General features: G+C 60.1%; 23 protein-coding genes. 18 read left to right on the top strand and 5 right to left on the bottom strand.

From position 1 onward, the window contains the following. Positions 1 to 1233, bottom strand: coding sequence for a 3-methyl-2-oxobutanoate dehydrogenase (2-methylpropanoyl-transferring) subunit alpha (locus tag ACVWSC_RS20900; protein WP_442108982.1), 1233 nt, complete (start codon positions 1231 to 1233; stop codon positions 1 to 3). A gap of 202 nt (positions 1234 to 1435) precedes the next feature. Here ACVWSC_RS20900 and bkdR point away from each other — a divergent pair, with 202 nt between their 5' ends. The 3 genes from bkdR (at position 1436) to ACVWSC_RS20885 (ending at position 4787) form a co-directional block, all read left to right on the top strand. Continuing rightward, on the top strand, positions 1436 to 1924 hold the full coding sequence (gene bkdR, locus ACVWSC_RS20895; RefSeq protein WP_133217334.1) for a Bkd operon transcriptional regulator BkdR: 489 nt from the start codon (positions 1436 to 1438) through the stop codon (positions 1922 to 1924). 205 nt (positions 1925 to 2129) lie between these two features. Next, positions 2130 to 3371, top strand: coding sequence for a glutamine synthetase family protein (locus ACVWSC_RS20890; RefSeq protein WP_442114346.1), 1242 nt, complete (start codon positions 2130 to 2132; stop codon positions 3369 to 3371). A gap of 93 nt (positions 3372 to 3464) precedes the next feature. After that, positions 3465 to 4787, top strand: coding sequence for an MFS transporter (locus ACVWSC_RS20885; protein ID WP_442108981.1), 1323 nt, complete (start codon positions 3465 to 3467; stop codon positions 4785 to 4787). 87 nt (positions 4788 to 4874) lie between these two features. Here ACVWSC_RS20885 and ACVWSC_RS20880 read toward each other — a convergent pair whose 3' ends face one another. The 4 genes from ACVWSC_RS20880 to flgA form a co-directional block, all read right to left on the bottom strand. Next, complete coding sequence (locus ACVWSC_RS20880; protein WP_442108980.1) at positions 4875 to 5618, bottom strand: flagellar brake protein; 744 nt, start codon at positions 5616 to 5618, stop codon at positions 4875 to 4877. A gap of 80 nt (positions 5619 to 5698) precedes the next feature. After that, complete coding sequence (locus tag ACVWSC_RS20875; protein ID WP_442108979.1) at positions 5699 to 6166, bottom strand: flagella synthesis protein FlgN; 468 nt, start codon at positions 6164 to 6166, stop codon at positions 5699 to 5701. Positions 6167 to 6211: 45 nt separating this feature from the next. Continuing rightward, the gene (gene flgM / locus ACVWSC_RS20870; RefSeq protein WP_442108978.1) at positions 6212 to 6526 is read right to left on the bottom strand and encodes a flagellar biosynthesis anti-sigma factor FlgM; all 315 of its coding nucleotides are present in this window, start codon (positions 6524 to 6526) and stop codon (positions 6212 to 6214) included. A 166-nt stretch (positions 6527 to 6692) separates the two neighbouring features. Beyond that, positions 6693 to 7445 (bottom strand): flagellar basal body P-ring formation chaperone FlgA, encoded by a 753-nt coding sequence (flgA, locus tag ACVWSC_RS20865; protein ID WP_442108977.1) that lies wholly within the window; start codon positions 7443 to 7445, stop codon positions 6693 to 6695. Positions 7446 to 7516: 71 nt separating this feature from the next. Here flgA and ACVWSC_RS20860 point away from each other — a divergent pair, with 71 nt between their 5' ends. The 15 genes from ACVWSC_RS20860 to ACVWSC_RS20790 all read left to right on the top strand — a co-directional run bounded on the left by ACVWSC_RS20860 (position 7517) and on the right by ACVWSC_RS20790 (position 22613). Further along, entirely contained in the window at positions 7517 to 8446 is a 930-nt protein-coding gene (locus ACVWSC_RS20860; RefSeq protein ID WP_038613417.1) for a chemotaxis protein CheV, read from the top strand. A 50-nt stretch (positions 8447 to 8496) separates the two neighbouring features. After that, positions 8497 to 9324 (top strand): protein-glutamate O-methyltransferase CheR, encoded by an 828-nt coding sequence (cheR, locus tag ACVWSC_RS20855; RefSeq protein WP_442108976.1) that lies wholly within the window; start codon positions 8497 to 8499, stop codon positions 9322 to 9324. Between the two features lie 243 nt (positions 9325 to 9567). Then, positions 9568 to 9975, top strand: coding sequence for a flagellar basal body rod protein FlgB (flgB, locus tag ACVWSC_RS20850; protein WP_038996408.1), 408 nt, complete (start codon positions 9568 to 9570; stop codon positions 9973 to 9975). Positions 9976 to 9978: 3 nt separating this feature from the next. After that, positions 9979 to 10422 carry a flagellar basal body rod protein FlgC gene (gene flgC / locus ACVWSC_RS20845; RefSeq protein WP_045189108.1) on the top strand — a complete coding sequence of 148 codons (444 nt, stop codon included), beginning with the start codon at positions 9979 to 9981 and terminating at the stop codon, positions 10420 to 10422. 13 nt (positions 10423 to 10435) lie between these two features. Further along, on the top strand, positions 10436 to 11140 hold the full coding sequence (locus tag ACVWSC_RS20840) for a flagellar hook assembly protein FlgD (protein WP_442108975.1): 705 nt from the start codon (positions 10436 to 10438) through the stop codon (positions 11138 to 11140). 27 nt (positions 11141 to 11167) lie between these two features. Further along, positions 11168 to 12487, top strand: coding sequence for a flagellar hook protein FlgE (gene flgE / locus ACVWSC_RS20835; RefSeq protein ID WP_442108974.1), 1320 nt, complete (start codon positions 11168 to 11170; stop codon positions 12485 to 12487). A 154-nt stretch (positions 12488 to 12641) separates the two neighbouring features. Beyond that, entirely contained in the window at positions 12642 to 12824 is a 183-nt protein-coding gene (locus tag ACVWSC_RS20830; RefSeq protein WP_442108973.1) for a hypothetical protein, read from the top strand. A gap of 166 nt (positions 12825 to 12990) precedes the next feature. After that, a complete protein-coding gene (locus tag ACVWSC_RS20825; protein ID WP_442108972.1) occupies positions 12991 to 13731 on the top strand; it encodes a flagellar basal body rod protein FlgF in 741 nt (246 codons plus the stop codon). A 45-nt stretch (positions 13732 to 13776) separates the two neighbouring features. Then, a complete protein-coding gene (flgG, locus tag ACVWSC_RS20820; protein WP_442108971.1) occupies positions 13777 to 14562 on the top strand; it encodes a flagellar basal-body rod protein FlgG in 786 nt (261 codons plus the stop codon). A gap of 54 nt (positions 14563 to 14616) precedes the next feature. After that, positions 14617 to 15312, top strand: a complete 696-nt coding sequence (gene flgH / locus ACVWSC_RS20815) for a flagellar basal body L-ring protein FlgH (RefSeq protein ID WP_133217319.1) — start codon at positions 14617 to 14619, stop codon at positions 15310 to 15312. 12 nt (positions 15313 to 15324) lie between these two features. After that, positions 15325 to 16434 (top strand): flagellar basal body P-ring protein FlgI, encoded by a 1110-nt coding sequence (locus tag ACVWSC_RS20810; protein ID WP_442108970.1) that lies wholly within the window; start codon positions 15325 to 15327, stop codon positions 16432 to 16434. Between the two features lie 10 nt (positions 16435 to 16444). Next, positions 16445 to 17635 carry a flagellar assembly peptidoglycan hydrolase FlgJ gene (gene flgJ / locus ACVWSC_RS20805; protein WP_442108969.1) on the top strand — a complete coding sequence of 397 codons (1191 nt, stop codon included), beginning with the start codon at positions 16445 to 16447 and terminating at the stop codon, positions 17633 to 17635. A 10-nt stretch (positions 17636 to 17645) separates the two neighbouring features. Beyond that, positions 17646 to 19688, top strand: coding sequence for a flagellar hook-associated protein FlgK (gene flgK / locus ACVWSC_RS20800; protein ID WP_442108968.1), 2043 nt, complete (start codon positions 17646 to 17648; stop codon positions 19686 to 19688). A gap of 13 nt (positions 19689 to 19701) precedes the next feature. Further along, a complete protein-coding gene (locus ACVWSC_RS20795) occupies positions 19702 to 21267 on the top strand; it encodes a flagellar hook-associated protein 3 (RefSeq protein WP_442108967.1) in 1566 nt (521 codons plus the stop codon). Between the two features lie 404 nt (positions 21268 to 21671). Beyond that, positions 21672 to 22613, top strand: a complete 942-nt coding sequence (locus ACVWSC_RS20790; protein WP_442108966.1) for a ketoacyl-ACP synthase III — start codon at positions 21672 to 21674, stop codon at positions 22611 to 22613. Positions 22614 to 22678: the final 65 nt, after the last annotated feature.

Raw genomic sequence — 22678 nt, 5'->3', positions numbered from 1 at the left:
TCAGATCCCCAGTTCCTGGCGCTGCCGGCGCAGGTGCTCCGGCATTTCCTTGTAGACATCCTCAAACATGGACGCGGGGCTTGGCATCTGGCCGCCGGCCAGGGTGCCGTACTGCTCGGCTTCTTTCTGCGCGGCGATGATCTCGGCCTCAAGCTCGGCAGTGACCGCCTGGTGCTCTTCTTCGGACCAGTGGCCGATGGCAATCAGGTGCTGTTTGAGGCGGGCAATCGGATCGCCCAGGGGGAAGTGATTCCAGTCGTCGGCCGGGCGGTACTTGGACGGATCGTCCGACGTCGAGTGCGGGCCAGCGCGGTAGGTGACCCACTCGATCAGGCTCGGGCCAAGGCCACGGCGGGCGCGTTCGGCGGCCCAGCGCGAGGCGGCATACACGGCGATGAAGTCGTTGCCGTCGACCCGCAGCGAAGCGATACCGCAGCCGACACCGCGACCGGCGAAGGTGGTCGACTCACCACCGGCAATGGCCTGGAAGGTGGAAATCGCCCACTGGTTGTTGACCACGTTGAGGATCACCGGCGCACGGTAGACGTGGGCGAAGGTCAGGGCAGTGTGGAAGTCGGATTCAGCGGTTGCACCATCGCCGATCCAGGCCGATGCGATCTTGGTATCGCCCTTGATCGCCGAGGCCATCGCCCAGCCCACCGCCTGGACGAACTGGGTCGCCAGGTTGCCGCTGATGGTGAAGAAGCCGGCTTCGCGTACCGAATACATGATCGGCAGTTGGCGACCCTTGAGTGGATCGCGCTCGTTGGACAGCAACTGGCAGATCATCTCTACCAGCGACACGTCGCGGGCCATCAGGATGCTTTGCTGACGGTAGGTGGGGAAGCACATGTCGGTGCGGTTCAAGGCCATCGCCTGACCGCTGCCGATGGCTTCTTCACCCAGGCTCTGCATGTAGAACGACATTTTCTTCTGACGCTGGGCAACCACCATGCGGCTGTCGAACAACCGGGTCTTGAGCATGGTGCGCATGCCTTGGCGCAGGATTTCCGGGCTGATGTCCTCGGCCCACGGGCCCAGGGCATTGCCTTTGTCGTCCAGCACGCGGATCAGGCTATAGGCGATATCCGCGGTATCGGCGGCTTCTACATCGACGGGAGGTTTACGGACCAAACCGGCATCGTTCAGACGCAGGTAGGAGAAATCAGTCTGGCAGCCTGGCCGGCCGGTAGGCTCGGGCACATGCAGACGCAGGGGGGCGTACTCGTTCATGCTTTTTTACGCTCGCTCTGTCTTGTGTTTTTGTTGAGCTTTGAAGCGGTCGCTACTGACACCCCGGCTTGTGACCAGGAAGTCAGTCTTGTCCTACATGATATGCAACGGCCTGAAGAATATTTCTCTCAAGTTCATTGCCTTTGTTGAGGCTTGCGGATAAACATTCCTTATAAAGATAAAAAACAGGTGAATTTATCTCATGCGCAAACTGGATCGCACCGACATCGGTATTCTCAACAGCCTTCAGGAAAATGCCCGGATCACCAATGCCGAGCTGGCGCGCTCGGTCAACCTGTCGCCGACGCCGTGCTTCAACCGGGTCAAGGCCATGGAAGAGCTGGGAGTCATTCGCCAGCAGGTGACCTTGCTGGCGCCGGAAGTGCTGGGGCTGGATGTCAATGTGTTCATTCATGTCAGCCTCGAAAAACAGGTTGAACAATCACTGCATCGCTTTGAAGAAGAAATCGCCGAGCGCCCGGAGGTCATGGAGTGCTACCTGATGACCGGCGATCCGGATTACTTGCTGCGCGTACTGCTGCCCAGCATCCAGGCGCTGGAGCGCTTCCTCGATTACCTGACGCGGTTGCCGGGGGTGGCCAATATCCGCTCCAGTTTTGCCCTGAAACAGGTGCGCTACAAAACTGCGTTGCCGTTGCCGGCCAATGGCATGACCTTGCGCGGTGACTGATTACCCCAACACCCCTGCAGGGGCGGGCTTGCCCCGCGAGACTGCTTGAAATTCTGAACACTCGGTGCGTATGTTGTAGCTACCTACTTCCAAGGATAGTGTCATGACGACCAGTGGCCAGTGCGCGCTCGCCGAGCGATTGTCCGGTATCGATGAAATCGAGTGCATAACGCCAGACCTCAATGGCGTGCCGCGCGGCAAAGTAATGACCGCTGCCGGTTTTCTTGAGGGCCGCCGATTGCAGATGGCCCGTGGCGTGCTGCTGCAGTGCATCATGGGCGGCTACCCGGCAGCCCGCTTCTATGGCAGCGACGACGGCGACCTGGCCCTGGTCGCCGACCCTCAACAAATCCACCGCCTGCCCTGGAGCGACGAACCACGCGCGCTGGCGATTTGTGATGCAGTCGAACTCTCTGGTGCAAGCTCGGGGCTGTCCAGTCGCGGCCTGCTCAAGGCAGTGATTGCGCGTTACGCCGCCCGTGGCCTGGCGCCAGTGGTGGCCACTGAGCTGGAGTTTTTTGTCTTCGCCCCCAACACCGATCCGCACCAGCCATTCTTACCGCCCGTGGGCAAAGATGGTCGCCGTGAAGACGGGCACTCGGCGTTCAGCGTCAGCTCCAACAATGGCCTGCGGCCGTTCTTCAGCGAGGTCTATCGCTGCATGGAGGCCTTGGGCTTGCCGCGTGACACCTTTATGCATGAGATGGGTGTCAGCCAGTTCGAGATCAACCTGTTGCATGGTGACCCGTTGCTGCTGGCCGATCAGACCTTGCTGTTCAAACACCTGCTCAAGGAGGTGGCGCTCAAGCACGGCCTGACCGTGGTGTGCATGGCCAAGCCGCTGGCACATACCCCGGGCAGTTCCATGCACATTCACCAGAGCCTGGTGGACATCAATACCCAGAACAATGTGTTCAGCGATGGCGACGGCCAACCGACGCCGACCTTCTACCATTTCATCGGTGGTTTGCAGGCGTGCATGGCTGACTTCACCGCGCTGTTCGCGCCGAACGTCAACTCTTACCAACGCTTGTGCCACCCCTATGCGTCGCCGAACAACGCCTGCTGGTCGCAGGACAACCGCGCAGCCGGCCTGCGAATTCCAGCCAGCTCACCCATGGCACGGCGCGTCGAGAACCGTTTGCCTGGCGCCGATACCAACCCCTACCTGGCCATCGCCGCCAGCCTTGCTGCCGGTCTGTACGGGATCGAGCAGCAGCTTGAACCGACGCCAGCGATCCAGGGCGAGTTCGAAGTGCCCGAGCAGTTGAGCCTGCCGTGTACCCTGCATGCGGCCCTTGAGCGTCTGAAGCGCAGCGCACTTGCACGGGAGCTGTTTGGCAATGAGTTCATCGATGGTTACATCGCCACCAAGACCCTGGAACTGACCAGCTTCTTTGATGAAATCACCCCGTGGGAGCGTCGCGTGCTGGCCGCTCAGGCCTAGCCTTTTTTTGCCTTCACGATCTGCACTGGCGCTATTTTCACTTATGCTTTCAAGCAGTTTTTCCACCTGCTCAAGGGGCCGTACGGGACGCTGATGCGACAGATCTGGAAGTCTTTTCGCGCGTTGTATTTCGCCGCGCTGATGATGTTGATTGGCTCCGGCTTGTTGAGTACCTACCTGGCCTTGCGGCTGGCGGCCGATCATGTCGACAGCCTTTGGGTCGGTGCGCTGATGGCGGCCAACTATTTCGGCCTGGCCCTGGGCGGCAAGATCGGTCACCGGCTGATTGCCCGGGTCGGGCATATTCGTGCCTATGCCACCTGTGCCGGTATCGTGGGTGCGGCTGTGCTAGGGCATGGCTTGGTCAGTTGGTTGCCGGCCTGGGTGGTGCTGCGGGTGATCGTTGGCCTTGGCATGATGTGCCAGTACATGGTCATTGAAAGCTGGCTCAACGAGCAGGCCGATGCCAAGCAGCGGGGGGCGGTGTTCAGCGGCTACATGATCGCGTCTTACCTGGGGCTGGTGCTCGGCCAACTGATCCTGGTGGCCCACCCGCAACTGGGGCCGGAGCTGTTGATGCTGGTGGCCATGTGTTTTGCCCTGTGCCTGGTGCCGGTGGCAATGACCCGACGCATACACCCGGCACCGTTGCGTCCGGCGCCGATGGAGCCACGCTTCTTTATCAAGCGGGTGCCACAGTCATTGAGTACGGTGCTGGGCTCGGGCTTGATCGTTGGCTCGTTCTACGGTTTGGCACCGGTGTATGCGGCCAAGCAGGGGTTGAGCACCGAGTACATCGGCTTGTTCATGGGCTGCTGTATCTTCGCCGGTCTGCTGGTGCAATGGCCGTTGGGGTGGCTCTCGGATCGCTATGACCGTGCGGTGTTGATCCGTAGCGTTGCCGTGGGCCTGGCGATTGCTGCCTTGCCCCTGGCGATCATGCCAACCGTGCCTTTGCTGATCTTGTTCATCGCCGGCTTTGTCGTGTCGTTACTGCAGTTCTGTCTGTACCCCTTGGCCGTGGCGTTTTCCAATGACCATGTGGAGAGTGAGCGGCGTGTTTCGCTCACTGCCATGCTGTTGGTGACCTATGGCGTTGGCGCCAGTATCGGGCCGCTGGTGTCGGGGGTGCTCATGAAGGAGCTGGGCCCTCAGATGCTCTATGCCTTCTTTGTGTTCTTTGCCTTGGTGCTGGTCTGGCGGATTCGTCCGAAGGCGGTTACCGGTATGCATCAGGTGGATGATGCACCGCTCAACCACGTGGCCATGCCGGCGGCGGGCTCGCCGTTGTCGGCAGCGCTCGACCCGCGGGTGGATGAGCAGGTTGTGCAGGATCAGATGCAAACGCCGGTGGCGGCTGAAGATACAGAAGAGGAAGAGGGTGAAGGCGAGGGGGAGAAGCCGGCGTCGGTGTGAGCTTCAATTAATCGCGGGGCAAGCCCGCTCCCACAGTGGATCACATCCAGCCTGTAGGAGCGGGCTTGCCCCGCGATCTGCCAAAACTCAGTAATCGTCTTTGTCGAACCGCCGCGCTTCACGCTGCAGCTGATACACAAAGGTTTCAATCTTGCGTTGCATCTGCCCGTTCAGGTTGTGAAAGCGCACACCGGCAAAGGTGGTGTTGAAGCGCTCTTCAAAGTGCAGGTGACGCAGCTCCACTTCAACCTGGCTCAAGCCCAGCGGTGTGCCGGCGGCAAACTTCTCGTAGACCTGACCCAGCTGCAGGCGCTCTTCGACATTGCCTTCAAAGCGCAATTTGCAACCGGTGGCGGAGATGTCCAGCAACTTGCCACGCAGTTCGCCATTGCCCTTGAGCTTGTCGCCATCGAGCTTGATATCCACCAGCTGCGACAGCTTCAATGCTGCACGGAAGGCATTGCGCCGCTGGTGGTAAGCCACTTCGGTCGGCAGTGCGCCACGGTAGCAGCGATGGCCATCAATCTCGCAGATGCTCAAGGCGGTGTTGCATTCCCAGGCAATGCGCACACCATCATGAAAACCTTCGACCCGGAACGGTTCGCCGTTTTCCAGGTAGCGCTCACCATCGCGGGGGATCATTTCATCGAACGCCAGGCGATTGTTTTCGCGGTCGACTTCAACCACATAGCTCTGGAAGCGCTGGCTGCGCTCGTGGAACGTGATGATTAACGGGTCATGGCTCTCTTGTAGCGACCGCAAGTTAGCGGCAATTTCCAAAGGAGTAGTCAGGACCTTTGGCGGCTGCGGAGCTTCTGCTTCATTGAACACGGGTAATCAATCTCCAGGCAAAAACGGCACACGCAAGTAACGGCATTTTGCCAGTATGTTCCGTGCCTTGATACAGGGAATCAAACCTGGCTGAGCGCCCGAGGTTTGGCAAGAGGGGAGGTCGACCCGCGAGCGTCGTAGAGCGACGGTGATTCGCCGCCCATGAGGATTCTGATCTGGTTGGCGGTGCTGCTTTGCTGAAGCTGGATCGAGCGGCCGTTGCGCTCGTTGATCACCTGGCAATCGGCGAGCATTTTGCTCAGCGCATCGAGTTGCTGCAGGAGGCGTTCGCCCACTGGCGACTGGCTGGCCAACTGCTGTACGCCTTCGCGGTCCTGGCTCAAGCCGAGACTGGCGAGCAGTTGACTGCGGCGCCGACCTTGCTGTTCGAGAAGAATAACCAGCGATTGCTTGCGTGCCAGCAGGGTTTCCAGCAGTGGCATGTCGCGACCGAGCAGGGCGATTGCTTCGGTCTGCAGCAATTCAAGCATTTGTTGCGCTGGCGCAAAATCGTCTTCGATCAATTGCAGCAAGGTAGTGTCGTGCATAGCTGGCTCTTTGGTTCAAGCGTCCTGAAGTCAGCGCGCCAGGGGCTAGCGCTGGGCTTCGAAATTAAGCAGTTTGCTGGCGACACGACTGCTGTCGACCTGGTAGCTGCCGTCGGCGATAGCTTGTTTCAACTCCGCCACGCGGGCGCTGTTGACAACGGGCTGGTCGCGCAGCTTATCGCTGACCTTTTGCAACTGCTGGGCCTCGTGGCTCAGGTGTACGGTTTCCCCGCTGGTGCCGGCCTGGCTGACGCTGTCGGCCTTGGCTGCGGTGTTGCTGGCGGTGCTTTCCTGGCTGTTGCCAGTGCGCACGCCGGCAACCGACGGAGAGTTATTCAAACGACTAAAGTCGATGACCATGATCAGAAAACCTCTGGGTATAGGGACGCTTGCCTTGTTTTCGGCCAAACCGAAAGAAACTTTAGGCGCAAATATCTACAAACTGCGCACTACGTTCGGGGCACCCAATGGACACAGTTTAGGAAAAGCAGTTCCTGACCGCTAGCGTTCTTCTCGGTTTCCTCGTTTACATGGCCACTTCGACCTGTCCCGGCCCGGTTACCCTGGCCTTGACCACCCGTTTGGAATTGAGGTTGCGTACCCGGATCTGCTCGCTCTGGCCGCCTTTGCTCAAGGCTTCGCCAGGCATGCGCACGCTGAGGGTGCCGCTGCGCGCGGTAATCACCACCTGGTCGCCCTTGCGGATCACTTCAGCCTGCTCCAGATGTTGCGGGGTCAGCACCTGATCCATGACCGTCGGTCGGACGACTTTGAGTCCGACGGCCTGATCAAGGCTGCTGAGAAACCCCTGGTTGAGCAGGCCGACATCGCGTTCGCGCAGGATGACGTCTTGCTCACCAACAATGCTTTCGCGCTTGAGTGGGCGCGCCACGGTAACGACATTGCGAAACAGGCGTACCTGGGCGGGAACAAAAACTGTCCAGGGCGACGTGCCTTCACAGCGTACTCGCACCGTCACACGGCCCAACGGTTGTGCCGGGCTTTCCAGCGAGGCATCCAGTTGCCGGTCGCACAGCGGCATGCGCAGGCGCGGGTCGAGGGTGTTGACCTGAATCTCGTAGCGGCCTTCGGTCTGGCTGCTGGCCAGGTAGTCTTCCACGGTGAATTCAAGAAACCCTTGGGTGACACCGATAAGCTGTTCAGGCAAGGTAAAAGTGTCAGCCAGAGGGCGAACGCCAGGGACCAGCAAGCACAGCGCAGCAAGGAGGCCGGGCAGCGGGCAGGTCAGGCGTCGGAAAAATGTCGTTTTCGTGTTCATACGATTAAAAAAAGCAAAGCGCGTGCCGACACTGGGTACAAAGCTTGAAGCGTTTGGTGAAGGAGTCTGGCATGGCGGGTGTAATGGATTCGGTGAACCAGCGCACGCAACTGGTTGGACAGAATCGTCTGGAGCTGTTGTTGTTCCGCCTCAATGGCGAGCAGCTCTACGGGATTAACGTGTTCAAGGTGCGGGAGGTGCTGCAGTGCCCACCCTTGACGGTGATGCCCAAGTCCAACCCGGTAGTGCGCGGTGTCGCGAATATTCGTGGGGCAACCATCCCGATCCTCGATCTGGCGATGGCGACCGGTATGCCCGGTCTGAGTGAAGATGTCAGCAAGAGCTTCGTGATCATCACCGAGTACAACACCAAGACCCAGGGTTTTCTGGTGCACTCGGTGGAACGCATCGTCAACATGAACTGGGAAGAGATCCATCCGCCACCCAAGGGGACTGGCCGCGATCACTACCTGACCGCCGTGACCCGGGTCGACAACAAGATGGTCGAGATCATCGACGTGGAGAAGATCCTCGCCGAAGTCGCGCCAACCTCCGAGTCGATCTCTGCGGGTGTGGTGGATGCCGAAGTGCAGGACAAGGCGGTACTGCTGCGGGTGCTGACGGTCGATGATTCGTCGGTGGCGCGCAAGCAAGTCAGTCGTTGCCTGCAGACGGTCGGGGTGGAAGTGGTGGCGCTCAACGATGGCCGCCAGGCGCTCGAATACCTGCGCAAGCTGGTCGATGAGGGCAAGCGTCCGGAAGAAGAATTCCTGATGATGATCTCCGATATCGAGATGCCGGAGATGGACGGCTACACCCTGACGGCCGAGATCCGCAGCGACCCGCGCATGCAAAAATTGCACATCATCCTGCATACTTCGCTCTCCGGAGTGTTCAACCAGGCGATGGTCAAGAAGGTCGGGGCGGATGATTTCCTGGCCAAGTTCAAGCCCGACGACCTCGCTCAGCGCGTCGTCGATCGCATCAAGGCCACGCACTAACGGCCAGGGGGTAACCCCTGGCGGTTCACATGATTTAAGAGGCGGCACCATTGTCTACGGGTAATTTGGATTTCGAACAGTTCCGGGTCTTCCTGGAAAAAGCCTGTGGCATCCTGCTGGGCGAAAATAAGCAGTACCTGGTCTCCAGCCGTCTCAACAAGCTGATGGAGCAGCAGGGCATCAAAACCCTGACCGAACTGGTACAGCGCATTCAAAGCCAGCCGCGCAGCGGTTTGCGCGAGCAGGTGGTGGACGCCATGACCACCAACGAAACCCTATGGTTTCGCGACACCTACCCGTTTGAAGTGCTGAAGAACAAGGTCTTGCCTGAGCAGATCAAAGCCAACCCTGGCCAGCGCTTGCGCATCTGGTCGGCGGCTTGTTCGTCGGGGCAGGAGCCGTATTCGATTTCCATGGCGATCGACGAGTTCGAGCGCAGCAACATTGGCCAGTTGAAGATGGGCGCGCAGATTGTTGCCACCGACCTGTCGGGGGCCATGCTGACCAACTGCAAAACCGGTGAGTACGACAGCCTGGCGATTGCCCGTGGCTTATCGCAGGAGCGCCTGCAGCGTTACTTCGATGTGAAAGCGCCAGGGCGTTGGGCGGTCAAGGCGCCGATTCGCAGCCGGGTGGAATTTCGCTCGTTCAACCTGCTTGATAGCTACGCCAGCCTGGGCAAGTTCGACATCGTGTTCTGCCGCAACGTGCTGATCTACTTCTCGGCTCAGGTCAAGAAAGACATTTTGCTGCGCATTCATAGCACGCTGAAACCGGGTGGTTATCTGTTTCTTGGCGCTTCCGAGGCGCTCAACGGTTTGCCGGATCATTACCAGATGGTTCAGTGCAGCCCAGGCATCATCTACCAAGCCAAATAACCTGTAGGAGCGGGCTTGCCCCGCGATAGCGATTGACCTGACACATCGCTTCGCGGGGCAAGCCCGCTCCCACAGTAGGCGGCAATTGCCGCTTTGCTGGCGCCCGGCGGAAAGCCTTTGCCGCTTTTCTGGCATTGCCGCCACCGGCAATCCCCTTAAAACCCCGTATTTACGGGGTTTTGTTTTTTGGCATGGCTCTTGCTCTAGCTCAGTCAACGAAAAACCTTCGAAGGTTTCCCCGACATGAGCATCAGCTTCGACAAAGCGCTTGGCATTCACGAAAAGGCACTGGGCTTTCGCGCTCAGCGCGCCGAGGTGCTGGCCAACAACATCGCTAACGCCGACACGCCGAACTACAAGGCGCGTGACATGGACTTCGCTTCGGTGCTGGCCGCCCAGGCCGAGCAGACCAGCAAGGGCCATTTCGCGCTGGACCGGACCAACGCCCGGCACATCGAAGCCGAAGGGCTGAGCATGGGTGATGAGACCCTGCAGTACCGCACGCCGATGCAGCCGTCGATCGACCAGAACACCGTTGATGCCCAGCTTGAGCAATCGAGCTATGCGGAAAACGCCGTGGGTTTCCAGGCCAGCTTTACGCTGCTCAACAGTAAATTCAAAGGGCTGGTATCGGCCCTGCGCGGAGAGTAAGTCATGTCCCTCGCCAGTGTCTTCAACATTGCCGGTAGCGGCATGAGCGCCCAGACCACGCGTCTGAACACCGTCGCTTCGAACATTGCCAACGCCGAGACGGTGTCCTCGAGCATCGATCAGACCTACCGCGCACGTCACCCGGTATTTGCCACCACCTTCCAGCAAGCCCAGGGCGGTGTCAGTCAGTCGTTGTTCCAGGATCAGGACGCAGCCGGGCAGGGCGTTCAGGTGCTGGGTGTGGTCGAGGATCAAAGCAACCTTGAGGCGCGCTACGAGCCTAACCATCCTGCTGCGAACAAAGACGGCTATGTCTACTACCCGAACGTCAACGTGGTCGAAGAAATGGCCGACATGATCTCGGCCAGCCGCTCGTTCCAGACCAACGCCGAGTTGATGAACACGGCCAAGACCATGATGCAGAAGGTCCTGACCCTGGGTCAGTAACAGGAGTAGGCGTATGACCACAACCAACACGACCGCAGGTGTCAGCAATGCGGTGTTGCAGTCGCTGCAAAAGCCTGAGACCACGGGTAATAACCCCAATACCGGTAACGCCGGCAGCGCCTTGGGTAAAGATGCGTTTCTGCAACTGCTGGTAACGCAGATGAAGAACCAGAACCCGCTCGATCCTCAGGAGAACGGCGAGTTCGTTGCGCAGTTGGCGCAGTTCAGCAGCCTGGAAAGCATGCAGACCCTCAATGAATCGGTCGCCACTATCGGTGGTGCATTCTTGTCGTCGATTGCCCTGCAGGCGTCTTCGCTGGTGGGTCGCAATGTGGTGGTAGAAACCGACAAAGCAGTGGTCGATACCAGCAAAGAGATGAAGGGGTCGATGAACCTGACTTCGTCCAGCACCCTGACCACCGTCGGTATCTATAACAGTGACGGCGACCTGGTGCGTACGCTCGAACTGGGTAGCCAGAAGGGCGGCAAGGTCGACTTCACCTGGGACGGCAAGGACAGTGACGGCGAAGTAGCACCGGCCGGCACCTACACCTTCAAGGCCTCGGGCACCATCGATGGTGTAGCGAAAACGATGACCACCAACCTGCCGGCTTCGGTCAGCAGCGTAACCATGGGCAGCAACGGTTCGGAGATGATGCTGAACCTGGCTGGGCTCGGCAGCATCGGGCTGTCGAAAATTCAATCCATTGGAATCTAGGGCCGATACAGCGGCAGGAGTGAGCACATGTCTTTCAATATCGGTCTGAGCGGACTTTACGCAGCAAACAAAGCCCTGGGCGTAACCGGCAACAACATTGCCAACGTTGCCACCACTGGCTTCAAATCGTCGCGCACCGAATTTGCCGACCAGTATGCCTCGTCGATTCGCGGTACCAGCGGTCGCACGACTATCGGCAGCGGCGTGACCACCGCCGCCGTGTCGCAGATGTTCACCCAGGGTAACTTCAGCGGCACCGGTCAGAGCCTGGACCTGGCGATCGATGGCAACGGCTTCTTCGCCATGAGCGACAACGGCACCAAGGTCTACACCCGTGCCGGTGCGTTCTATAGCGACAAAGCAGGCAACATCGTTAACGCTCAAGGAGCCAAGCTGCAGGGTTATGGTGTTGATGGCGACGGCAAGGTCGTCAAGGGTGTGCTCACCGATCTGCAGATCGACACCTCCAACCTCGCGCCGAACCCAACCGGGCGGATCAGTGAAACCCTGAACCTGAACTCCAGTGCCGTCGAGCCAAAGATTTCGCCGTTCAACCCAGGTGAAGTCGGTAGCTACAACTACACCTTCAACACCGACGTCTATGACAGTCAGGGCAATGCCCACCAGATGAACCAGTATTTCGTCAAAGATGCCGGTACCAACTCCTGGACCATGTACACCACCATTGACGGTCGCAACCCGGCTGATCCGTCGCTGACCACGCCGCTGGTGAACAAACTGCCGTTCAAGACCGATGGCAGCCTCGATACCGCCGCCATGACTGCCGGCCCGGTTACCGGTGGCCTGACCATTACCGATACCAAGACCTTCCAGCTCGCGGGCTGGAAGCCGGCCGAGAAAAACGCGGCAGGCAACTGGGTTGAAAATGGCGCCACCGCCAAAGTGGGCGGCGTGACCCTGGATATGCTGGCGACCACTCAGTACAACGCCGCCTCGGCCACCACTGCGAAAAACCAGGACGGCTATGCCACCGGTGAGCTCAGCGGCTTGACCGTCGACCAGAGCGGTAACCTGTTTGCCAACTTCACCAACGGCCAGGACAAAGTGATTGGTCAGGTGGCGATTGCCAACTTTGCCAACGTTCAGGGCCTGACGCCTGTGGGTGGCACTGCCTGGGCTGAGTCGTATGCCTCGGGTGTGCCAATCGTTGGTGAGCCGGCCACCGGCACAATGGGCAAGATCTATGGCGGCGCGCTGGAAGACTCCAACGTTGATCTGACCGGTGAGCTGGTCAACCTGATCAAGGCGCAGAGTAACTACCAGGCCAACGCCAAAACCATCTCCACCGAAAGCACCATCATGCAAACCATCATTCAGATGACTTGATAGGTTGCACGCTACCAAGCCCCTGCCTGCAGGGGCTTTTTTGTTTTGCTTCACCCCTGGTAGGAGCGGGCTTGCCCCGCGATAGCGAGCGGTCAGTCACATCGCATCGCGGGGCAAGCCCGCTCCTACCGGGGGAGGATGTCGGGAGGTTGGGGTGAAGGCTTGGGTCATTTTGGCGGGGCTATTGCTGGTGTTCGCCGCGCACGCGGCGCCTGCGCCCTGGTATCAGTGGCAAAGCGTGGCAACCGGGCGCTTCATGTGTTCGCAGATCGATCCCGGCGAGGGCTGGGTGCGCCATTCGGGGCCGTATAACAACGCCGGTTGCCGCACCTGGTAAGGCGGCCATTGCCGCTGGCGGCAACAGTTCGCCGACAAACTGACGGCAGATGCCTGGCGTCCTTCCTCAAGGCCCCGGATTACGGGGCTTTGCCCGCTCTGGTTCGATAATTGCTTAATGCTTGTCAAGGTGGCAGCGCGACAAGGGTTCGTGCAGAGGAGATCCTGTGGACAAGATGCTTTACGTGGCCATGACCGGCGCCAGCCAGAACGCGCTGGCGCAAAAGGCTCATGCCAACAACCTGGCGAACATTTCTACCAGCGGTTTTCAGCGTGACCTGGAGCAGGCGCGTTCGATGCCGGTGTTCGGTGACAGCTTTCCGGCGCGCGCCTATGCCATGACCGAGCGCCCAGCGACCGATTTCACCCCGGGCTCCTTGATGGAAACCGGCCGTGACCTCGACGTGGCCATCGGTGGCGACGGCTTTATCGCTGTGCAAGCACCCGACGGCAGCGAAGCCTACGTGCGTACCGCGAGCATGAACATCGACGCCTTGGGCGTGCTGCGTGCCGGCAACGGTATGCCGGTGATGGGCAACGGCGGGCCGATTGCCGTACCGCCAGAGCAGAAGATCGAGGTCGGTGAAGACGGCACCATCTCCATTCGCGCCATGGGCGAAGGCCCGCGGGTGATGGCTGAAGTTGACCGGATCAAGATGGTCAATCCTGATCTCAAGACCATGACCAAAGGCCCGGACGGTCTGATTCATACCACCACCGGCCAACCGGCGCCGGCCGATGCCAACGTCAAGCTGGTGTCGGGCTTCCTTGAGAACAGTAACGTCAATGCCGTCGAGGAAATGACCTCGGTGCTGGCGCTGTCTCGGCAATTCGAACTGCACGTCAAGATGATGACCACGGCCAAAGAAGGCGATGAAGCCATGGCTCGGGTTTTGCAGATCGGCTAATCACACAGGCGTAGCGCCGGAATACAGGCGCGCGAGGAGAACGGCATGCTTCCAGCACTTTATGTCAGTAAAACCGGTCTGTCCGCACAGGACAAAAACCTGACTGTCATTTCCAACAACCTGGCCAACGTTTCGACCACGGGCTTCAAACGTGATCGTGCCGAGTTCCAGGACTTGCTCTACCAGACCCAGCGTCAGCCGGGCGCGCAATCGACCCAGGACAGCGAGCTGCCTTCGGGCCTGCAAACCGGTACCGGTGTGCGCATCGTCGGCACCCAGAAGAGCTTTATCGCCGGCAGCCTGCAAACCACCGAAAACCCGCTGGACATGGCGGTTGATGGTCGTGGTTTCTTCCAGATCCTGCAGCCTGATGGCACCGTCTCTTACACCCGTGACGGTACCTTCCACCTGAACTCCGACGGCCAGATCGTCACCGCCAGTGGCTTTGCCCTGGAGCCTGCCGTGGTGGTTCCGCCAGAAGCGCAAACCTTCACCGTGGGCCGTGACGGCACCGTTTCGATCACCACCGCTGGCAACCCGGCCGCCCAGGTGATCGGCAACATCCAGACCGCCGACTTCATCAACCCGGCCGGCCTGCAGGCCGTGGGTGGCAACCTGTTCCTGGAAACCGCCGCCAGTGGCGCGCCCCAGGTCGGTACCCCGGGCCTCAACGGTTTTGGTGTGGTGCAACAGCAGACCCTGGAAAACTCCAACGTCAGCACTGTGGAAGAACTGGTCAACATGATCACCACCCAGCGTGCCTACGAAATGAACTCCAAGGTCATTTCCACCGCCGACCAGATGCTCTCGTTCGTTACCCAGAACCTGTAAGTGAAGTCTTGAGGGTCGCTTGATCGGCGCCTGTTACACCGTGAGGTCAGAGTCATGAGTCGTTTGTTTTCTGTACTAGCCCTGAGTGGGATCGCCGTGCTGGCCGGTTGCGTTGCGCCGACGCCCAAGCCCAATGATCCGTACTACGCGCCGGTATTGCCACGCACGCCATTACCGGCGGCGGCCAACAACGGCTCGATCTACCAGGCCGGTTTCGATCAGAACCTGTACAGCGACCGCAAGGCGTTCCGGGTCGGTGACATCATCACCATCACCCTGAATGAACGTACTCAGGCGAGCAAGAACGCCAACTCGCAAATCGCCAAGAACAGTAAGGCCGACATCGGCCTGACCTCGTTGTTCGGCTCGTCGATGACCACCAACAACCCGTTCAGTGATGGCGACTTGAGCCTGAGTGCCGGCTACAGCGGCGACCGTGCGACCAAGGGCGACAGTAAAGCCGGGCAGGGCAACAGCCTGACCGGTTCGATCACTGTGACCGTTGCCGATGTGCTGCCCAACGGCATCATTGCCGTACGCGGCGAGAAGTGGCTGACCCTCAACACCGGCGACGAGCTGGTGCGCATCGCCGGCATGGTACGTGCCGACGACATTGCCACCGACAACACCGTGCCTTCGACCCGGGTGGCCGATGCGCGTATCACCTATTCGGGTACCGGCTCTTTTGCCGATGCCAGCCAGCCCGGTTGGCTCGACCGTTTCTTCATCAGCCCGCTTTGGCCTTTCTAGGTTCGGATGACCATGTTCAACTTCAAGCAGCTGATCACTGCAGCGCTTCTGATGTCTGCTGCCTTTGCCGTTCAGGCCGAACGCCTGAAGGACATCGCCAGCATTTCCGGTGTGCGTAGCAACCAGTTGATCGGCTATGGCCTGGTGGTGGGGCTCAACGGTACTGGTGACCAGACCACGCAAACGCCGTTCACCCTGCAGACCTTCAACAACATGCTGTCGCAGTTCGGCATCAAGGTGCCGGCCGGTTCGGGTAACGTTCAGCTCAAGAACGTCGCCGCAGTGTCGGTGCATGCTGACCTGCCGGCCTTCGCCAAGCCGGGGCAGGTGGTGGACATCACCGTGTCGTCGATCGGTAACTCCAAGAGCCTGCGCGGTGGCAGCCTGTTGATGACGCCATTGAAAGGTATCGACGGCAACGTCTACGCGATTGCCCAGGGCAACCTGGTGGTCGGCGGTTTTGACGCCGAAGGCCGTGACGGCTCGAAGATCACCGTCAACGTACCGTCGGCCGGACGTATCCCGGGTGGCGCGTCAGTTGAGCGAGCGGTACCGAGCGGTTTCAACCAGGGCAACAGCCTGACCCTGAACCTCAATCGCCCGGACTTCACCACCGCCAAGCGCATTGTCGACAAGGTCAACGAACTGCTCGGCCCGGGTGTGGCGCAGGCAGTGGACGGTGGTTCGGTACGGGTCAGTGCGCCGCTCGATCCGAGCCAGCGTGTCGATTACCTGTCGATCCTCGAGAACCTGGAAATCGATCCGGGGCAGGCGGTGGCCAAAGTCATCATCAACTCGCGTACCGGCACCATCGTCATTGGCCAGAACGTCAAAGTCTCGCCAGCGGCGGTCACCCACGGCAGTCTGACCGTGACCATTACCGAAGACCCGATCGTCAGCCAGCCGGGGCCGTTCTCCAATGGCCAGACGGCGGTCGTGCCGCGTTCGCGGGTGAATGCCGAGCAGGAAGCCAAGCCGATGTTCAAGTTCGGCCCGGGCACCACGCTGGATGAAATCGTCCGCGCTGTGAATCAGGTCGGGGCGGCGCCCAGCGACTTGATGGCGATCCTTGAAGCGTTGAAACAGGCTGGCGCGTTGCAAGCCGACCTGATCGTGATCTGAGGACTGGCACATGGAAATGCCGAAAACCCCGATGGCGTCGATGTCTGACAGCGGTGCTTACACCGACCTCAATCGACTCAGTTCGTTGAAGGTCGGTGATCGCGACAGCGAAGCCAACCTGCGCAAGGTGGCGCAGGAATTCGAATCGCTGTTTCTCAACGAGATGCTCAAGTCGATGCGTTCGGCCAGCGATGTGCTGGCCAAGGACAATCCGCTCAACACCGAAACCACCAAGCAGTACCAGCAGATGTACGACCAGCAGCTGGCGGTGAGCATGTCGCGTGAAGGTGGCGGTATCGGCCTGCAGGATGTGTTGATGCGTCAGCTGGCCAAGCAGAAGGCCGCCGCAGTCAACAACAGCCCGTTCCCGCGCTTCGATGTGCAGCCGCGTGCCCTTGGTGCCACTGCAGTGGGTGTGGCAGAGCGTACTGGCGACGCGAGTACCCGCAACGACGTCGCGGCGCTCAACTCGCGGCGTCTGGCCTTGCCGGGCAAACTCACCGATCGCCTGTTGGCTGGCCTGGTGCCGTCTGCCGGTGGCGTTGCCGCTACCACCAACACGGCGCCGATTCCGGGCCGCGCCCTGGTCGATAACGTGGCCAAGGGTGACTGGCAGCCGGCACAAGCCTTTGCTGCGCCGAGCGAGATGCGCATCTACGGCCGTGCCGTGGCGCAGCCGCCGCTGGCCCCGGCCAAGCGTGCTTTCAGTTCTTCGGATGACTTTGTGGCCACCATGCTGCCGATGGCCGAGCAGGCCGCCAAGCGTATTGGTATCGACCCACGCTACCTGGTGGCGCAAGCCGCGCTGGAAACCGGTTGGGGCAAGTCGGTCATGCGCCAGGCCGATGGCAGCAGCAGCCATAACCTGTTCGGCATCAAGGCCACCGGTAACTGGCAGGGTGACCAGGCGCGCGCGATCACCAGCGAATTTCGTGATGGTCAGTTCGTCAAGGAGACGGCGGCGTTCCGCTCCTACGATTCCTACCAGGACAGCTTCCATGACCTGGTCAGCCTGTTGCAGAACAACAGTCGCTATAAAGATGCGGTGAGCTCGGCCGATAACCCGGAACAGTTTGCCAAAGAGCTGCAAAAGGCCGGTTATGCCACCGACCCTGATTACGCCCGCAAGATCATCAGCATTGCCCGGCAACTGCAGCCAACCCCGCAATACGCCATGGCTGGCGGTACCACGAATCTATAAGGATTGAAGTATGTCGAATCTGATCTCGATCGGGCTGAGCGGCCTGAATGCCAGCCAGGCAGCGCTAGCGGTTACCTCGAACAACATCGCCAACGCCGCGACCTCGGGCTATTCGCGCCAGCAGACCGTGCAGGTCGCCGGAGGTATGCAGAACATCGGCGTCGGCTTTATCGGCACCGGTACCACGCTGTCGGACGTTCGCCGCATCTACAACAGCTACCTGGATAACCAGTTGCAGACCGCCACCTCGTTGAATAACGATGCGTTGGCGTTCCAGGATCAGATCACCAGCGTCGACAAGCTGCTGGCCGACCGCGACACCGGCATCAGCTCAGTGCTGACCTCGTTTTTCTCGGCCTTGCAGACTGCCTCGGCATCGCCCAGCGATCCGGCCGCACGTCAGTTGTTGCTGACCCAGGCGCAAACCCTGAGCAATCGTTTCAACGCCATCTCGACGCAGATGAGCCAGCAGAACGACAACATCAATTCCCAGCTCGAAACCATGACCGGCCAGGTCAACAAGCTGACCGCCAACATTGCTGAATACAACAAGCAAATTGTGCAGATGTCGGCCTCGGGCAACACCCCGAACAACCTGATCGACGCGCGTAACGAAGCGGTGCGCCAGCTCAACGAGCTGGTCGGCGTCACCGTGCAGGAGCGCGACGGTAACCTCGATGTTTACCTCGGCACCGGCCAGTCGCTGGTGACCGGCAACCAGGCCAACACCCTGTCGGTCGGGCCCAGCGCCACCGACAAGAGCCAGTACAGCTTGAGCGTCAACTACCAGGGCTTCAGCTCCGACGTCACCTCGGTGGTCAGCGGCGGGCAGATCGGTGGTTTGCTGCGTTATCGCAGCGAGGTGCTCACCCCGTCGATGAACGAGCTGGGGCGTGTGGCGCTGGTGGTTTCCGACAGCATCAACAGCCAGCTGGGGCAGGGCCTGGACGCCAATGCGCAGTTCGGCAGCGCCTTGTTCTCCAGCATCAACAGCGCGGCGGCGATCAGCCAGCGTAGTCTGGCGTCTTCGGGCAACAGTGCCGGCTCCGGCAACCTCAACGTAACCATCACCGACAGCGGTGCTCTGAGCACCTACGACTATGAGGTGAAGTTCACCAGCGACAAGAACTACACCGTGCGCCGCTCCGATGGCACTGAAATGGGCACCTTCGCCCTCGATCAGACCCCGGCGCCAGAGATTGACGGCTTCACCCTGTCGCTCAATGGTGGTGCCCTGGCGGCCGGTGACAGCTTCAAGGTAATTCCGACCCGTTCCGCCGCAGGCAGCATCAATACCGTACTGACCGATGCCAACAAGCTGGCATTCGCCGGGCCGATCAGCGCCACGGCCGGTGGCGGCAATGGCGGTACCGGCACCATCGCCCAGCCAAACCTGGGCGTGCCTCTGGATATTTACGGCGGTGCCGGGCAGGCGCAAATGCAGGAAGCCATCAAGCATTCCATGCCGGTGCGCGTGGTGTTCGATGAGGCGGCGGGTGGCACTCAGGGCTACAAACTGTTCGACGCCAACGGCAAAGACATTGGCTCCGGCACCATCGTCCCGGGCCAGGACAACAAGCTGTCGATCAACGTACCGATGCGTGATGCCTCGGGTGCGCCGATCCTCGATGGCAGTGGCAATCCACGCACCTTCAGCGTTGAAACCACCGTCGCTGGCAGTCCGTCAGCCAACGACAGCTTTACCCTGTCGTTCAACGCCGACGGCAAATCCGACAACCGCAACGCCAAGTCGCTGCTCGAGCTGCAGACCAAGTCCACCGTCGGCACCGGTGCCGGCGGCGGCACCAGCTTTACCTCGGCATACGCCTCGCTGGTCGAGCGCGTGGGTGCCAAGGCCAACCAGGCCAAGATCGACAGCACCGCCAGCGGTGCCGTGCTGGATTCGGCCAAGGCCGGCCGCGCTGCGGTGTCCGGGGTCAACCTCGATGACGAAGCCGCCAGCCTGGTCAAGTTCCAGCACTACTACACCGCGTCGTCGCAGATCATCAAGACCGCGCAAGAAACCTTCAGCACCTTGATCAACGCCCTGTAAGGAGTAGCCGAACGTGCGTATTTCCACTGCTCAGTTCTATGAGACCAGCGCCAGCAGCTACTCGAAGAACTTCTCCGACACGGCCAAAACCTCGGAGCAAGTGTCGTCCGGTATTCGTATCCAGACCGCGGCGGATGATCCGGTCGGTGCTGCGCGCCTGTTGCTGCTGCAACAGCAAAGCGCCTTGCTTGGCCAGTACGACGCCAACATGACCACGGTAAACAACGCTTTGCTGCAGGAAGAGAGCGTACTCTCGACCATCAACGACGCACTGCAGCGCGCCACCGAGCTGACCTTGAAGGCGGGTGACGGTGGCCTGAGCAACTCTGACCGGGCCTCGATCAGCGCCGAGATCAAGGAGATCGAAGCCAACGTCTTCGGCCTGCTCAATTCCCGCGATGCCAACGGTAACTACCTGTTCGGCGGCTCCAAGACCTCCGAGCCGCCCTACGTACGCAACAGCGACGGTACCTACAGCTATCAGGGTGACCAGACCCAGCTCAGCCTGCAGGTTTCCGACACCTTGTTCCTGGCCACCAACGACAGCGGTTACAGCGTGTTCGACCAGGCCATCAACAACAGTCGCACCCAGACCAGCCTGCAGGCACCTTTGCCTAATGATGGTCGCGTTGGCTTGTCTCAGGGCCTGATGACCTCGGTCAACACCTACAACAGTTCGTTTGGCAAAGGTCAGCCGTACACCATCACCTTCACCAGCGCGACGCAGTACAGCATCAAGGACGTCAACGGTAACGACGTCACCAGCGAAACCGCCACCAACGGCACCTTCGACCGCAATGCTGAAGGCGGCAACATGATCTCGTTCCGTGGTGTTGATCTGGAGATCAACATCGCGCTCAAGGATGGCGATGATCCTGATGCGGTCATTGCCGGGCATGAGTTCACCTTCGGTGCGCGCCCCGACACCATCAACGCTTCGCGCGGTGCTGGTAATGCGTCTACGGCACAGGTGACCGGTACCAGCATCAGCGATGCCGATGCCTATCGCAGCACCTTCCCCAGTGGTGGGGCGCTGATCAAGTTCACCAGCGATACCGATTACGAACTGTATGCCCAGCCCTACACCGCTGACAGCAAACCAGTGGCTAATGGCACCATTGGTGCAGGCAATGCGTTGACCGTGGCTGGTGTCACCTATCAGTTTGACGGCCCGCCAAAGGCCGGTGATCAATTTGGGGTGACCGCCAATACCCACAAGACCCAGAACGTGCTCGACACCCTGGCACAGTTGCGAACCGCGCTGGACAAGCCGGTGACCGACGGCGAGTCGTCGATTGCCCTCAAGCAGGCGGTGGATTCGGCGATTTCCAACATTGCCAGCGCCCGTGAACGCATGGACATCACCCGTGGTTCGATTGGTGCGCGGGGTAACTCGCTGGAAATCCAGAAACAGGAAAACATCAGCCTGGACCTGGCCAACAAGAGCACCCAGGCGGCAATCGGTAACACCGATATGTCGACGGCGGCGATTGCCCTGACCTTGCAGCAGGCAATGCTGGAAGCCTCGCAGTTGGCCTTTGCCCGCCTGTCGCAGCTGAGCCTGTTCAACAAGCTCTAAGCCAGCCCAAAACCCCTCCGGTGGGAGCGGGCTTGCCCCGCGATTGCAATGTGACTGACACACCGCAATCGCGGAGCAAGCCCGCTCCCACCGGTTTTTTTTGCCTGCGTGTAGGAGCGGGCTTGCCCCGCGATCGCGATACAACAGACACACCGAAATCGCGGGGGCAAGCCCGTCCCCATCCAGGTGTTTTTTGTCTGTTCGGATGCCCGCAGCCCTCGACTTATGGTAATTGAGTGTGACCAATGAGTCGGATCGGGCATCTTCCCTGTATCCTGTTGGTGGCATTTGCAAGAATTTGTTGCCGATTTTTAGTGTGTAGGTTCAGGGCGGTGCAGGCCCGGTTTTTGGCGCCCTCAGTTTAGCGAGCGGCGGTCTTTGGCTGTTTTGATTGGGAAGCCAGAATGATTGGCATTAAAAGTATCGCGAGTTACGTGCCCCCCGCTGGCCTGGACAACTATGCCCAGGGTGCGAAGTTCGGCAAGGATGAAACCTTCATCTTTGGCAAGATCGGTTCGACCTTTCTGCCGCGCAAGGACGATGAGCAAGAAACCTCCGACCTCTGCGTAGAGGCCGCCAAGGCGTTGTTTGCCAGCAATCCAAGCCTGGACCCGCAGTCGATTGACGCGCTGATCGTGGTCACCCAGAACGGTGACGAAGAAGGCCTGCCGCACACCGCTGCCATCGTCCAGGACAAGCTCGGCCTCTCGACCCGCGTGGCAGCGTTTGACGTGTCGCTGGGCTGCTCTGGCTACGTTTACGGCTTGTATGCGATCAAGGGCTTCATGGAAGCCGCTGGCCTGAAGAACGGCCTGCTGATCACTGCCGACCCGTATTCGAAGATCGTCGATCCGGAAGACCGCAACACCACCATGCTGTTCGGCGATGCCGCCACTGCCACCTGGATGGGCGAAGACGCCACCTGGCAGCTGGGGCAGGCGCGTTTCGGTACCGACGGCTCTGGTGCCGCGCACCTGAAAGTCACCGACGGCAATTTCTTCATGAACGGCCGTCAGGTGTTCAACTTCGCCTTGCTCAAGGTGCCAGCGCACCTCAACGAGCTGCTCGATGCCTCGGGGCTGACTGCGGCGGATGTCGATGCGTTCTGTATCCACCAGGGCAGTGCGGCGATTGTTGATGCGGTGGCTCGCCGTTTTGACGAGGATCCGGACTCGACGGTCAAGGACAAGTTCGTCAAGGACATGCTCGAAACCGGCAACACCGTGTCGTCCAGCGTACCGCTGCTGCTGGAGAAGCACATGCTCGACGGCAGTTGGAAACGCGTGGCCATCAGTGGTTTTGGCGTGGGCCTGTCGTGGGGTTCGGCGATTCTCTATCGCTCGTAAGCCTTGATCTAGAGCTGCACAGCAAACGCCCGTCACCGAAAGGTGGCGGGCGTTTTTTATGGTGC

The sequence above is a fragment of the Pseudomonas sp. NUPR-002 genome (assembly GCF_056322725.1).
The sequence above is the reverse complement of the archived record's forward strand: the minus strand, read 5'-3'. Positions and strand labels throughout refer to the sequence as shown.